Annotated in this window: 10 protein-coding genes and 1 tRNA gene; 10 read left to right on the top strand and 1 reads right to left on the bottom strand. The window is 73.0% G+C overall.

The window, feature by feature from the left end:
* Window positions 1-30 precede the first annotated feature (30 nt).
* The 7 genes from ACZ37P_RS06650 (at window position 31) to ACZ37P_RS06620 (ending at window position 9,763) form a co-directional block, all read left to right on the top strand.
* Window positions 31-867, top strand: coding sequence for an SAM-dependent methyltransferase (locus ACZ37P_RS06650; protein ID WP_355336177.1), 837 nt, complete (start codon window positions 31-33; stop codon window positions 865-867).
* A 368-nt stretch (window positions 868-1,235) separates the two neighbouring features.
* A complete protein-coding gene (locus tag ACZ37P_RS06645) occupies window positions 1,236-2,360 on the top strand; it encodes a LacI family DNA-binding transcriptional regulator (RefSeq protein WP_391159396.1) in 1,125 nt (374 codons plus the stop codon).
* A gap of 333 nt (window positions 2,361-2,693) precedes the next feature.
* The gene (locus ACZ37P_RS06640) at window positions 2,694-4,304 is read left to right on the top strand and encodes an FAD-dependent oxidoreductase (RefSeq protein ID WP_355336180.1); all 1,611 of its coding nucleotides are present in this window, start codon (window positions 2,694-2,696) and stop codon (window positions 4,302-4,304) included.
* A 111-nt stretch (window positions 4,305-4,415) separates the two neighbouring features.
* Complete coding sequence (locus ACZ37P_RS06635; protein WP_467345186.1) at window positions 4,416-6,635, top strand: hydantoinase/oxoprolinase family protein; 2,220 nt, start codon at window positions 4,416-4,418, stop codon at window positions 6,633-6,635.
* The gene (locus ACZ37P_RS06630) at window positions 6,632-7,333 is read left to right on the top strand and encodes a hypothetical protein (protein ID WP_467345184.1); all 702 of its coding nucleotides are present in this window, start codon (window positions 6,632-6,634) and stop codon (window positions 7,331-7,333) included. Before ACZ37P_RS06635 ends, ACZ37P_RS06630 begins: the two co-directional genes overlap by 4 nt.
* 4 nt (window positions 7,334-7,337) lie before the next feature.
* The gene (locus ACZ37P_RS06625; protein ID WP_355336186.1) at window positions 7,338-8,630 is read left to right on the top strand and encodes a TRAP transporter large permease; all 1,293 of its coding nucleotides are present in this window, start codon (window positions 7,338-7,340) and stop codon (window positions 8,628-8,630) included.
* A 98-nt stretch (window positions 8,631-8,728) separates the two neighbouring features.
* Window positions 8,729-9,763 (top strand): glycoside hydrolase family protein, encoded by a 1,035-nt coding sequence (locus ACZ37P_RS06620; RefSeq protein WP_391042710.1) that lies wholly within the window; start codon window positions 8,729-8,731, stop codon window positions 9,761-9,763.
* Window positions 9,764-9,850: 87 nt separating this feature from the next.
* On the opposite strand, the gene ACZ37P_RS06615 is transcribed toward ACZ37P_RS06620, so the two are convergent.
* A tRNA-Glu gene (locus ACZ37P_RS06615) sits at window positions 9,851-9,926 on the bottom strand.
* Between the two features lie 113 nt (window positions 9,927-10,039).
* Between ACZ37P_RS06615 and ACZ37P_RS06610 the strand changes: the two genes are divergently transcribed.
* From ACZ37P_RS06610 to ACZ37P_RS06600, 3 genes are all read left to right on the top strand, one after another.
* Complete coding sequence (locus ACZ37P_RS06610; protein ID WP_355336196.1) at window positions 10,040-10,390, top strand: metallopeptidase family protein; 351 nt, start codon at window positions 10,040-10,042, stop codon at window positions 10,388-10,390.
* Window positions 10,391-10,599: 209 nt separating this feature from the next.
* A complete protein-coding gene (locus ACZ37P_RS06605) occupies window positions 10,600-11,154 on the top strand; it encodes a hypothetical protein (RefSeq protein WP_355336197.1) in 555 nt (184 codons plus the stop codon).
* A 230-nt stretch (window positions 11,155-11,384) separates the two neighbouring features.
* The gene (locus ACZ37P_RS06600) at window positions 11,385-13,703 is read left to right on the top strand and encodes a DEAD/DEAH box helicase (RefSeq protein WP_467345183.1); all 2,319 of its coding nucleotides are present in this window, start codon (window positions 11,385-11,387) and stop codon (window positions 13,701-13,703) included.
* The last annotated feature ends 93 nt before the right edge of the window (window positions 13,704-13,796 follow it).

Here is a 13,796-nt window from a genome sequence, read left to right as displayed (position 1 = left end):
TAACGCAGGCGTACTCAGGAGGAACAGCGGATGCCCGACGACATGGCCTGGACGCGGCGGCCTGCGAACTACGAGCCGCCCGAGATCGACACGAGCGTCGCGCACTCGGCACGCGTGTACGACTACATTCTCGGCGGCAAGGACAACTACCCGCTGGACCGCGAGGCCGCCGAGCAGATGCTGAGCGGCTGGCCCAGTCTGCGGATATCGATGCGTGAGAACCGTAAATTCATGCACCGGGCCGTCCGCTTCATGGCCGAGCAGGGCATCGACCAGTTCCTTGACATCGGCACCGGCATTCCGACCTCGCCGAATCTCCACGAGGTCGCGCAGGGCGTCACCCCGAGCGCGCGCGTGGTCTACATGGACAACGACCCGATCGTGCTGGCCCACGCGGGCGCCCGGCTGACCAGCACGCCCGAGGGCCGTACCGCCTACATCCACGCGGACATGAAGGACCCGGCGGCGATCCTGGGCTCGGCCGAGCTGGCCGAGACCCTGGACCTGTCCCGGCCGGTCGCCCTGTCGATCATCGCCGTGCTCCAGTTCGTCACGGACGACCAGAAGGCGTACGACCTGGTCAAGCAGTACGTGGACATCCTGCCGTCCGGCAGCTACCTGGCGATCTCCACGGTCACCACCGACTCCAGCCCGAAGCCGATCGGGGGTGTCGTCGCCGAGTACACCAAGCGCGGCATGCCCGCCCGCAACCGGACCCACGCCGAGGTGCTGCCCTTCTTCGCGGGCCTCGACCTGGTCGAGCCCGGTGTCACCCTCGTCCACAACTGGCGCCCGGACCCGGCCGCCGAGGGCACGGTCGACGACTCGCAGGTCGCGATGTACGGGGGAGTGGCGTACAAGCCGTAACGGCTCGTACGTCCTCGGCTCGTACGTCCTCGACTCGTACGTCCTTGGCTCGTACGTCCTCGGCCGGTGCAGGTTCCCGCGCCGATACCCTCCCGCGCCGATACGTTCCGCGCGGATGTGTCCCGCCCGGCCGCTCCCTGAGCGGCCGGGGGGACGGTGACGCCGACGGCCGCCGATGAGGCGCCGCGGCCCCAGCGGGACAAGGTTTCCCGCCACCCAAGACGGCGCTCCCGACGATAACCACAGGTCGGCGGGGCGCGCGGGCGTGGCCGGAAAATGCGGTCCATCCTCTTGACGTGACGCGTGGCAAGGTCCACAGTGCTCGTTAATGCGCATTACTAATGCGCATTAACGAAGGAGGAGCACAGGTGGACGAACCCAGGAAGCGATCCCGGCCGGGCCGGGCGCCCTCGCCGACCGGGCGCACGTCACGGCCGCGCCAGGCGGAGGTCGCGCGGCTCGCGGGCGTCTCGCAGGCCACGGTCTCGCTGGTGCTCGGCGGCAAGCGGGAGGGTGTCGCGATCTCGGAGGAGACCCGGCGCAAGGTGCTCGACGCCGCGCGCAGCCTCGGATACGTCCCCGACCCGGCCGCCCGCAGGCTGGCCGCCGCCCGCAACGACCTGCTGGGCGTCTTCAGCTTCACCGCGACCTTCCCCACCGACGTGCAGCACTCGTACTACCCGTTCCTGGTGGGCGTCGAGCAGGAGGCCGCCGCGCGCGGCTACGACCTGGTGCTCTTCACCGGCTCCAGTTCCGGCGGCGCGGGGGCCGCCGGACCCGAGGCGCTGAGCCGGGTCCGGCTGGCGGACGGCTGTCTCTTCCTCGGCCGTCACGCGCCCGCGCAGGAGCTGAGCCGCCTGGTCGGCGACGGCTTCCCCGTGGTCCACATCGGCCGCAGGGACGAGCTGGAGGGCCTGCCCTGGGTCGGCGCGGACTACGTCAACGCCACCCGTGAGGTCGTGGCCCGGCTCGCGGAGCTCGGCCACCGCCGGATCGTGCTCGTACGCGAGGACGACGAGGCGCCCGCGTCGACCGACCGTGAACACGGCTTCCTCAAGGGCCTGGAGGCGGCCGGGCTGCCCGGCGGCCCCGCGGCCGTCTTCCGCTCGGCGGCGCCCGAGCGCGAGCTGACGCCCGAGCGGCTGCGCGGCTGGCTCGCCGAGGGCGTCACCGCGTTCGTCGCCGAGGAGACCGACACCGGCAGCGCGTGGCGGGCCCTGCGCGGCGCCGCCCGCGCCGCCGGGATCGAGGCCCCGCGCGACGCCTCGCTCGCCCTGCTCGGCAGCCCGCCGCCCGACCTCGCGGGCGAGCCGGTGCCCACCGGATTCGACATCCCCCGGCCGGAGTTGGGCGCCGCGGCCGTCCGCATGCTGGCCGCCCTCGTGGCGGGCGAGGACATCGCGGCGGCCACCGAGCCGCTGGTGGCCTGCCCCTTCCGGCCGGGCGCCAGCGCGGGACCGCCTCCGGCGCGGCCCCGGGACCCACGCCCATGACCCCCCACCCGCCGTGCCCGCCGCCCACGAGCCCTCGCGCCGGGGAGCCGGTGCTCGGCGGCCCGCTCGCCGTGGGCCCTCGCCCCGGTGGCCCGGTGCTCGGCGGCCCGCTCGCCGCGAGCCCACGCCCCGGGGGGCCGGGGCCTTTGGGGGCGGAGCCCTTAACGGGCGGGGGCCCCGCGGCCGGTCGGCGTCAGGGCACGTGGCCGTAGGGCGTCCTCGGCGAACCGGACGCCGGAGGGTCCGGGGTACCGGACAGAGCTGTCATCCGACGCACCGCGCAATCTTTCGACAGCACCGCCGCAGGCGGTACGCACCACCTCAAGGAGACTCGTGAAACCCGGACCGGACATTCTCATCGTCGGCGGCGGCCTCGGCGGCGTGGCGGCGGCACTCGCCGCGTGCCGCGCCGGGCGCGGCGTCGTACTGACCGAGGAGACCGACTGGATCGGCGGCCAGCTCACCTCGCAGGCCGTCCCGCCGGACGAGCACCCGTGGGTGGAACAGTTCGGCACCACCGCCTCATACCGCCACCTGCGGGAATCCATCAGGTCGTACTACCGCCAGTGGTACCCGATGCGCTCGGAGGCGCTGGCCCTCACCGAGCTGAACCCCGGCGCCGGACGGGTCAGCAAGCTCTGCCACGAGCCGCGCGTCGGCCTCGCCGTGCTGGAGTCGATGCTCGCGCCGCACCTCGCGTCCGGCCGCCTCACGCTGCTGACCGAGCACCGCCCGGTCGCGGCGGCGGCCGAGGACGACACCGTACGGTCCGTCACGGTGGAGAGCCTGCGCGACGGCAGCCGCCGCACCATCGCGGCGCGGTACGTGATCGACGCGACCGAGACCGGCGAACTGCTGGAGCTGGCCGGTGTCGAACACGCCGTCGGCGCCGAGTCGCGCGACGAATTCGGCGAGCCGCACGCCCCGGAGACCGCCGACCCGCTCAACCAGCAGGGCATCACGGTGTGCTTCGCGCTCTCGCACCACGAGGGCGAGGACCACACCATCGACAAGCCCGCCGACTACGAGTTCTGGCGGGACTACCGCCCCGACTTCTGGCCGGGCCCGCTGCTCGGCTTCCTCGCCCCCGACCCGCGCACGCTCGAAGCGGTGCCGCGCACCTTCGTCCCCAACCCCGACCTCGACCCGCTCGACGTCAACGCCGACCAGTCGGAGGACGCGGGCGACAAGGAGCTGTGGGGCTTCCGCCGCATTCTGGCCCGCCGGTTGCACCGGCCCGGCGCCTTCGACTCCGACATCACGCTCGTCAACTGGCCGCTCAACGACTACTGGCTCAAGCCGCTGATCGGCGCGGGCCCCGAGACCTCGGCCCAGGCCGTGGCCGAGGCGCGGCAGCTGTCGCTGTCCGTCCTGTACTGGCTCCAGACCGAGGCGCCGCGCGCCGACGGCGGCAAGGGCTTCCCCGGCCTCAGGCTCCGCCCCGACATCACCGGCACCGCGGACGGCCTGGCCAAGGCGCCGTACGTCCGCGAGTCCCGCCGGATCAAGGCCGTCACCACCATCACCGAGCAGGACCTCGCGATCGACCTCGTCGGCCCGCACGGCGGCACCACGTACCGCGACTCGGTCGGCGTCGGCGGCTACCGCATCGACCTGCACCCGTCCACCGGAGGTGACAACTACATCGACATCGGCTCCGTGCCGTTCGAGATCCCGCTCGGCGCGCTCATCCCGCGCAGGGTCCGCAATCTGCTGCCCGCGGGCAAGAACATCGGCACCACCCACATCACCAACGGCTGCTACCGGCTGCACCCGGTGGAGTGGAACATCGGCGAGGTCGCCGGTGCCCTCGCCGCCCACTGCCTCGCCGAAGGCGTGGAACCGCACCGGGTCCAGGCCGAGGACAAGCGGTTCGACGCGTTCGCCGCCGTGCTCGACCGCGCCGGGATTCAGCGCCACTGGCCCGACGTGCGCGGCTACTGAGCGGGACCTGCCGCCCCCAAGGGAGAACGGCCGGACGGAAGCAGCTCCACCTGCCCCGCCCGGCCCACCGCCCGCGTATTCGCCAACACTGCACAAGGAGGTGCCCAGACCATGACCACCCACCGTATCCGCGTCGGCATCGACGTGGGCGGGACCTTCACCGACGCCGTGGCCGTAGACGCCGCGACCCTCGAACTCCGGGGGCAGGTGAAAGTGCCCACCAGCCACCACCACGAGGACGGCGTAGCCCACGGCATCGTCGAAGCGCTCGACCGCCTGCTGGAGCAGACCGGGAACGCCCCTGAGGACGTCGCGTTCCTGGCCCACGGTACGACCCAGGCTACCAACGCCCTCCTGGAGGGTGACGTCGCCACCGTCGGCCTGATCGGCATCGGTACGGGTCCGGGGGCCGCGTTCACCCGTCGGCTCGCGTCCTTCCGCAACCTCGAACTCACCCCCGGCAAGCGGCTCCCGCTGCACTACGCCCATGTCGCCGACCCCGACGACGCGGCCGATGTGCGCAGGGCCGTCGACGAGGTCGTACGGGAAGGCGCCGAAGTCCTCGTCGCCAGCCAGCCGTTCAGCGTCGACCGCCCCGAGGGCGAGGAGGCCGTGCTCGAAGCGGCCCGCGGCAAGGGCCTGCCGATGACGGCGGCCCACGGGATCACCTCGCTGTACGGGCTCCAGAAGCGGACCCGTACCGCCGTGGTCAACGCCGCGATCCTGCCGCGCATGCTCGCCACCGCCGACCTGGTCGACGCGGCCATCACCAAGGCGGGCGTCACGTCCCCGCTCATGGTGATGCGCTGCGACGGCGGCGTGATGTCGCTGGACGAGATGCGGCGCAGGCCGCTGCTGACCGTCCTGTCGGGACCCGCGGCCGGCGTCGCGGGCGCCCTGATGCAGGAGCGGATCAGCGAGGGCCTGTTCCTGGAGACCGGCGGCACCTCGACCGACATCAGCGTCGTACGGCGCGGCAAGGTCGCCGTCCGGCACGCCACGATCCTCGGCAAGACGTCCTATCTGTCCGCGCTCGACGTGCGGACGGTCGGCGTCGGCGGCGGGTCCATGGTCAGGATCAGCGGCGGGACGGGCGGTACGGGCGGTACGGGCGGTACGGGCAGTACGGGCGGTACGGGCGGTACGGGCGGTACGGGCAGGACCGGCGGCTCCGGCCGGAAGGTCACCGCGGTCGGACCGCGCAGCGCCCACATCGCGGGCCTGCCGTACGCCTGCTTCGCCGACCCCGACGACCTGCGCGACGCCGCGCTCGCCACGGTCAGCCCGCTCGCCGACGACCCCGCCGACTACGCGGTCCTCGACGCCGCGGGCGGCCGGTTCGCGATCACCATGACCTGCGCGGCCAACGCGCTCGGCCGGGTCCCCGAGGGCGACTTCGCCCGCTCGGACCAGGAGACGGCCAAGGCCGCGCTGGCGCCGCTGGCCGCCGCGCTCGGCGTGGACGTCGCCACCGCCGCGACCCAGGTGCTCGACGCCGGTACGGCCCAGGTGAAGGCCGTGGTCGACACCCTGATCTCCGAGTACCGCCTGGACAAGGACAACGCCGTCCTGGTCGGCGGGGGCGGCGGCGCCGCGTCCGTGACACCGCACCTGGCCGTCGTCTGCGAACGCGAGGGCAGGATCGCCGCCCACAGCGAGGTCATCAGCCCCATCGGGGTCGCCCTCGCGCTGGTCCGCGAGCAGATCGAGCGGATCATCCCGGGCGCCGGACAGGAACAGATCCTGGCCGTACGGGCCGAGGCGGAACGCGCGGTCGTCGCCCAGGGCGCCGCCGCCGACGGCGTCGAGGTCGAGGTCACCGTCGACCCGCAGACCAGCACCGTACGCGCGGTCGCCACCGGCGCCACCGAACTACGTACCCAGGACCGGGCCCACCGCGCCGACGACGGGGAACGGCTGCGCGCCGCCGCCGCCAGCCTCAAGGCCGACCCCGCCGAGGTGCGGGTGCTCGCGGGCACGCCCTCGCACACCGTGTACGGCACGGAGCTGCGCCGCCGGTACCGCGCCACCCGCCACCCCGTGCGGGTCGTGGACGCCGACGGAGTCGTCCGGCTGCACTCGCCCGACGCCCGCGTCGAGACCACCACGGCGGGTGCCGCGCCCCAAGTCCTCGCCACGCTCGTGGACGAGGTCACCTCGTACGGCGACGGCGGGGTCCGCGCGCCCGCGCTGCGGCTGCTCATCGGGTCCCGGATCTCCGACCTGTCGGGCGTCGTGGAACCCCAGTCGCTGCTCGCGCTCGCCCGCAGCGAACTGAGCAGCCGCGCCGCCGACGAGCCGGTGGTGGCCGTTGTGGAGGCACGGACATGACGGCATCCGTCCTGACCCGTACGCCCGACCTGGCCGCGCTGCGCCGCCTCGCCGACCTGGACGACGTCGAGTTCGGCGTGCGGCTGCTCGCGGGCACCCCGACCCACGAGGGCCGCGACCCCGCGCTGCTGCGTCAATGGGCCCGCGCGGCGGCCGAGTTCGGTGCCGCGCTCGCACCCGTCGCGTGTGCGGCGGACGTCGTGGAGAGCGACGGCGGCCTGGAAATGGGCCTGTTGGCGCGCTACACCTCGCGGCCCGACGCCATCGAGCTGTTCACCGACACGATCGCGGCGGCCGACGGCCTCGCGGAGCGGCTCGGCTGGCGCGACTGGTACCCGGCCGGTTCCGTCCGCGCCGCGGCCGTCGCCCACGAGGCCGCGCACGCGCGGCTCCACCACGGGCCGGCCAAGGCCGAGTTGAGGCGCGCGCTCGGCCATGTCGTGCTGCGGCTCGGCAGCCGCCGCTGGTACGGGCACGTCGCCGGCGCCGACGAGATCGCGGCGCACGCGTACGCCCGTACGGTCTGCGGTCTCGGCCGCAGTCCGCTGCTGCTGACGGCGGCGCTCGCCGAGTGGGTGACCGCGTCGCCGGGGACACGCGCCCCTGGGGCGACCACCCCGCAAACACGGACCCCGCAAACACGTACCCCGCAAACACGGACCCCGCGGAGACGCACACCGCACGGAAGAGAGAAGTGACGCCATGGGTGTCGTCATTCTGCTGATCATGGCGGCGGGTGTCGCCGCGATGCTCACCCGCAAGCTCCCCACGGCCTTCGCACTCATCCTGCTGGCCGTCGCCATCGCCCTGGTCTCCGGGGCGCCGCTGACCGGCAAGAACAGCGTGCTGGACACGGTGCTCCAGGAGGGCGCCCCGGCGCTGGCCGCCACCATGATCGCGATCCTGCTCGGGTCGTGGCTCGGCAAGCTGCTGGACGAGACGGGCATCGCGGGCACCCTCGTCCGCAAGATCGTCGAATTCGGCGGCGACCGGCCCGTGGTGGTCGCGCTCGGCGTGCTGGCCGTCTCCACGCTGGTCGGCACGGTCACCGGCTCGGCGCCCGCCGCGATGCTCGCGGGCATCATCGGCATCCCCGCGATGATCGCCGTCGGCATCCCCAAGGCCACCGCCGCGGGCACGATCCTGATGGGCATCGCCGCCGGCATGCCGTTCGAACTGCCCGTCTGGCAGTTCTTCTCCACGGCGCTCGAACTGCCCGTGCACACCGTGCGCGGCTTCATGATCAAGCTGTTCCCGTTCGCGCTGGTCGCCGCGGTCCTCTTCGTCCTGATCGAGAACCGCCGCAAGGGCGTCGAGCACTCCTGGTCCCTCAAGTCGGTGGCCGAGCGGCCCGGGCCGAACTCCGGCACGCGCCGCAAGCAGCTCGGCGACGCGCCCTGGTACGCGCTGTTCACCCCCGCCGTGCCGCTGATCCTCGCGCTCGGCTTCGACATCGCGATCATCCCGTCGCTGCTGGCGGGCGTGCTCTACGCCCTGGTCACCACCACCCGGCCGCGCGAGATGAACAAGCGGCTGCTGCGTACGCTTTACGCCGGATTCGAGGTCGCGGCGCCGCCGATCACGCTCTTCATCTCCATCGGCATCCTGTTGGCGGCGGTGAAACTGCCCGGCGCGGTCGACGCGCTCGAACCGCTCGTGAAGGCCGTCAGCCCGCAGAACGCCGTGCTGTTCGTCCTGGTCTTCACCGTGCTCGTGCCGCTGTGCCTCTACCGCGGGCCGCTGAACGTGTTCGGTCTCGGCGCGGGCATCGCCGGGGTCCTGATCGCCGCGGGCGTGTACCCGGCGATCGCCGTCCTCGGCCTGACCACCTCGTACAACCAGGTCTTCGGCGTCGCCGACCCGACCAGTACGCAGACGGTCTGGGCCGCTCAGTATGCGGGCGTCACCCCGCAGACGGTGATGGTCCGCACGCTGCCGTACGTCTGGTGCGTCGCGCTCGGCGGCTTCTGCGTCACGGCCGTGCAGTACCTCTGAGCGGCTCGTCCGCGTTCCTTCGTACGTCCCGTACTTCCCGCTTCCCGTACTTCCCGCACTTCTGCCCTTTCCGACATCCCTCCGGGACGGAGTTCCCCATGTCAGAGCAGCAGAACCCGCAGATCCCGCAGAGTCCGCAGAGCCCGAGCCGTCGCGTCATCCTGCGCGGGGCCGTCGCCACCTCCGCCGCCCTCGCCGTGGGCACGACGGCGGGCACGGCGACGGCCTCGGCCGCCACCCCCGGCGGATTCCCCGACTACCGTTACGTCAAGACCCTTCTGACGCCGTCTCAGCTCGCGTACAACCCGACCGGCGAGATCATCTTCCCGTGCATACGCGGCACGGTCGGCCGCCTCACCGCGCCGCTCGGCCGCTACTACCTCTACTACGCGCCGCACGACGCCCCCGGCGGCGTCTGCCTCGCCTACGGCGACCACATCGAGGGCCCGTTCACGGAGTACGCGGGCAACCCGGTCGTCTCCCGCACGTGGTCGCCCCACTACTCGGTCAGCCATGTCTCGTCGCCGCACGTCATATGGGTCGAGGGCGCCAAGGAGATGTGGCTCTACTTCCACGGCGAGAACACCACGACCCGGCTCGCCCGGTCCAAGGACGGCATCCACTTCACGTACGACAAGGTGGTCCTGTCGACCTCGATGCTGCCGTCCGGCACCACCGAGACCTCCTACGCCCGGGTCTTCGCCCACGAACTCCCCGCGAAGAACGCCCACTTCGTCATGCTGTTCATGCTGAACAACACCACCAACCACCGTGACATCGGCTGGGGCTGGTCGGCGGACGCCCGCAACTGGACCTTCTCCCAGACGCCCCTCATCCGCCACACCGACGTCGGCGCGGGCGACGTCGGCGGCCCCCACCTGCTCACCCGCGACGGCAGCGCGTACGTCACCTACAACAAGGACAAGGCGCACGGCGGCGACCTGATGATCACCGAGGTCGGCAACGACTTCAGCCTCCGCAAGCACCTCGGCGTCTTCTTCAACTCCTCCGACGGAGCCCCCGACAACGGCCGCAGCGCCGCCCCCAGCTTCGGCACCGAGAACGGCGTCCCCTACATGGTCTACGAGTCCGGCGAACGCCTGGCCGGCAAAATCGCCGTAGCCCGCGGCTGACCCCCGCCCCTCACCCGCCCCCACCCCGAACCGAGCCCGGCCCCGACGCACATCGCGCCGGGGCCGGACTCGTCGGACCGAGATCTGTGGTGCCCCCAACGGGATTCGAACCCGTGCTACCGCCTTGAAAGGGCGGCGTCCTGGGCCACTAGACGATGAGGGCTGGATGGCCGACCGTGGGCGCCGAGGCGCACGTCGGGGACGGGTGCAGCATATGGGATGGGCCGGGGGTTCGCCAAAACGCTTTTCGCGGCGGGGTGGCGGACAATGGGCAGCGTGCTGGAGATGACGCGTGAGGAGTTCGAAGAGCTGGTCGGGGAGGCGCTCGACCGGATTCCCGGCGAGCTGACCCGGCTGATGGACAACGTGGCGGTCTTCGTGGAGGACGAGCCCGCGCCGGGGGAGCCGGACCTGCTCGGGCTGTACGAGGGGACGCCGCTGACCGAGCGCGGCGAGTGGTACGCCGGGGTGCTGCCGGACCGGATCACCGTCTACCGGGGCCCGACGCTGCGGATGTGCGCCACGCGCGAGGAGGTCGTCGCCGAGACGGAGGTGACCGTCGTGCACGAGATCGCCCACCACTTCGGCATCGACGACGAGCGGCTGCACGCCCTGGGGTACGGGTGACGGTGTCGGGGGCCCTTTCGCGCTGACGGCCGCGGGCGGCGGCGCGGCTGCGCGCCACGGGTGACGCCAGGGACGCGGGGCGTGTCCTGGCGGGAGGCGCGGCGTTGGACACGGCGATCCGACCGCCGACCGGTGCGTACGGACGTGCGGCGGTACGACGACCGTACGACCGTACGCGTCCGCCTGTACCGAGCCCGAGGTGCGTACACGTGCTCCCTGCCCCAGACCGCCCCCGCGACCCCCGCCGCGACCGGGCCCGAGCCGTCCGTACGGGGCTGCGGTCCGCCGTCCTCGTCACGCTGGTGGCCGCCGGGGTCGCGGCGTGCGTGAGCGCGGGGAGCGAGTCCGACCCCAAGGCGCCGAAGCACGCGCCCGGCGTGAGCGCGGGGACCGTCGCGGACGGTTCGCGGGTCCCGCAGGGCGCGGGCGACCCGCACCGCGGCGGCGGCCCGATGTCCCCGTCCCCGTCCGTCACCGGTACGGCCTCGCCCGGCGACACGCGGGCCCCCGCGACGGCCCGGGCGGGCGGCGCGGGCGGCGGCCCGGCAGGACCCGGCGGCGTACCGACCGCGTCCGACGGCACCTCGGCGCCGCAGCCGACCGCCCAGCCCTCGCCGACGGCCTCCCAGCCGACCGGCCAGCCGACGACGGACGCGCCGACCGCGCCGCCGACCACCGACCCGCCGACCGCCAGCCCCAGCTCCGACCCCAGCGGGTCGCCCGACCCGAGCGCCGAACGGCGCGGGGACCGCCGCGACCGCTGACCGCATCGTGGCGGTATCGCCGCTGGTCAGCGCCCCGTCCGGAAGGCGATTGGCAAAGGCGCCGACAGATGCGTATGCTGGTAGATCGTTTGATCCCACTGCCTGGCGCCTGATCCGATGTGCGCCGCGTGGCGCGTTCCTTTTCTCCTGTGGCTGACCGCATCGAGGCGGTTGTAAGCAACCTACGGAGCTGGCGCGTGCCGTAAGTCTCCGAGAGGTTTAGCTTCAGCATGTCCATTGACAGTGCCGACCGTTCCGTCATGCCCGAGAACGACGAGATCCTCGCCGTAGCGGACGTGGTGGACATCACCACCGCCGACACCGCAGAGAACACCGACATCACCGACATCACCGGTGCCGACGACGCGACCGACGTCCTCGACACCGACATCACCACCGGCATCGCCGACGTCATCGACGCGGACACCGAGGCCGATGCCGAGGACGACACCGACGCCGACACCGACGCCGAGCCCACCGTGACCTTCGCCGACCTCGGCCTCGCCGACGGCATCGTCCGCAAGCTCGCGCAGAACGGCGTCACCACCCCCTTCCCGATCCAGGCCGCGACCATCCCGGACGCGCTGGCGGGCCGGGACATCCTGGGCCGCGGCCGTACCGGCTCCGGCAAGACGCTCTCCTTCGGCCTGCCGCTGCTGACCCTGCTGTCCGGCGGCCACACCGAGCGCAAGCGCCCCCGCGGCGTCATCCTCACCCCGACCCGCGAGCTGGCCATGCAGGTGGCCGACGCGCTCCAGCCGTACGGCGACGTCCTCGGCCTGAAGATGAAGGTCGTCTGCGGCGGCACGTCCATGCAGAACCAGATCTACGCGCTGGACCGCGGCGTCGACGTCCTCGTCGCCACCCCCGGCCGGCTGCGCGACCTGATCAACCGCGGCTCCGCCGTGCTCGACCAGGTGCAGATCGCGGTCCTCGACGAGGCCGACCAGATGGCCGACATGGGCTTCCTGCCCGAGGTCACCGAGATCCTCGACCTCATCCCGGCGGGCGGCCAGCGCCTGCTGTTCTCCGCGACGCTGGAGAACGAGATCGACAGCCTCGTCCGCCGCTACCTGGTCGACCCGGTCACCCACGAGGTGGACGCCGCCCAGGGCGCCGTCACCACCATGAGCCACCACGTGCTCGTCGTGAAGCCGAAGGACAAGGCGCCGGTCACCGCCGCCATCGCCGCCCGCAAGGGCCGCACGATCATCTTCGTCCGCACCCAGATGGGCGCCGACCGCGTCGCCGAGCAGCTCATCGAGGCCGGTGTCCGCGCCGACGCGCTGCACGGCGGCATGACCCAGGGCGCCCGTACCCGCACCCTTGAGGACTTCAAGGCCGGTCAGGTCAACGTCCTGGTCGCCACCGACGTCGCCGCCCGCGGCATCCACGTCGACGGCATCGGCCTGGTGCTCAACGTCGACCCGGCCGCCGACCACAAGGACTACCTGCACCGCTCGGGCCGTACCGCCCGCGCGGGCGAGTCCGGCACGGTCGTCTCGCTCGCCCTGCCGCACCAGCGCAAGCAGATCTTCCGGCTGATGGAGGACGCGGGCGTCGACGCCTCGCGCCACATCATCGGCGGCGCGGGCGTCTTCGACGAGGACGTCGCCAAGATCACCGGCGCGCGCTCGCTGACCGACGTCCAGGCCGACGCCGTACAGAACGCCGCTCTCCAGGCGGAGCGCGAAGTCGCCGACGTCACGCGTCAGTTGGAGCGGCTCCAGCGCCGCGCGACCGAACTGCGCGAGGAGGCCGACCGCCTCACCGCCCGTTCGGCCCGTGAGCGCGGCGAGGACCCGGAGGAGGCGGTGGCCGCCAAGGCCGCCGAACTCGCCGCCGAGGCCGCCGCGTTGGCCGCCGCCGCCCCGGCCCCCGTGCCGGAGCAGCGCGAGGACCGCCGCGACGACCGCGGCAACTTCGACCGCCGCAACGACCGTTCGTCCTACGGCAACCGCGACTCCCGTCCCTCGTACGGCAACCGTGACGACCGTCGCGACAGCCGCCCGTCGTACGGCAACCGTGACGACCGCCCCTCGTACGGCAACCGCGACGAGCGCCGTGACAGCCGTCCCTCGTACGGCAACCGCGACGGCAACCGCGACTCCCGTCCGTCGTACGGCAACCGTGACGGCAACCGCGACGACCGCCGTGACAGCCGTCCGTCCTACGGCAACCGTGACGACCGCCGCGGCGACGACCGTCGTGACTCCCGCCCCTCGTACGGCGAGCGCAGCGGCCGTCCGTCCACCCCGTACACCAGCCGCGACAGCCGCGACTCGCGCCCCTCGTACGGCAACCGTGACGACCGCCGTCCCGCGTACAACAGCCGCGACGACCGCGACCGTCCCTTCAACCGCGACCGCCGCGACAGCAGCCGTCCGTCCACGTCGTCCTCGTACGACCGCCGCGACAGCCGCCCCTCCTACGGCGACCGCGACTCGCGTCCCTCGTACGGCAACCGTGACGACCGCCGCGCCCCCGGCGCCGCCCCGGCCGCCGGCTCCTCCTACGACCGCAAGCCCCGCTGGAAGCGCAACGGCTGACCGCTGACCGCTGCCGCAGAACGGGCCCGGGGGGGGGGGGGGGGGGGGGGGGGGGGGGGGGGGGGGGGGGGGGGGGGGGGGGGCTGCGAGGGG

The sequence above is a fragment of the Streptomyces sp. NPDC024632 genome (genome assembly GCF_055559175.1).
This window is presented reverse-complemented; position numbering and strand designations above follow the sequence as displayed.

Bases quoted from the DNA above. Each gene is read 5' to 3' on its own strand.
- ACZ37P_RS06650 (WP_355336177.1), top strand. From the start codon at position 31: ATGCCCGACGACATGGCCTGGACGCGGCGGCCTGCGAACTACGAGCCG.
- ACZ37P_RS06635 (WP_467345186.1), top strand. From the start codon at position 4,416: ATGACCACCCACCGTATCCGCGTCGGCATCGACGTGGGCGGGACCTTC.
- ACZ37P_RS06630 (WP_467345184.1), top strand. From the start codon at position 6,632: ATGACGGCATCCGTCCTGACCCGTACGCCCGACCTGGCCGCGCTGCGC.
- ACZ37P_RS06625 (WP_355336186.1), top strand. From the start codon at position 7,338: ATGGGTGTCGTCATTCTGCTGATCATGGCGGCGGGTGTCGCCGCGATG.
- ACZ37P_RS06620 (WP_391042710.1), top strand. From the start codon at position 8,729: ATGTCAGAGCAGCAGAACCCGCAGATCCCGCAGAGTCCGCAGAGCCCG.
- ACZ37P_RS06600 (WP_467345183.1), top strand. From the start codon at position 11,385: ATGTCCATTGACAGTGCCGACCGTTCCGTCATGCCCGAGAACGACGAG.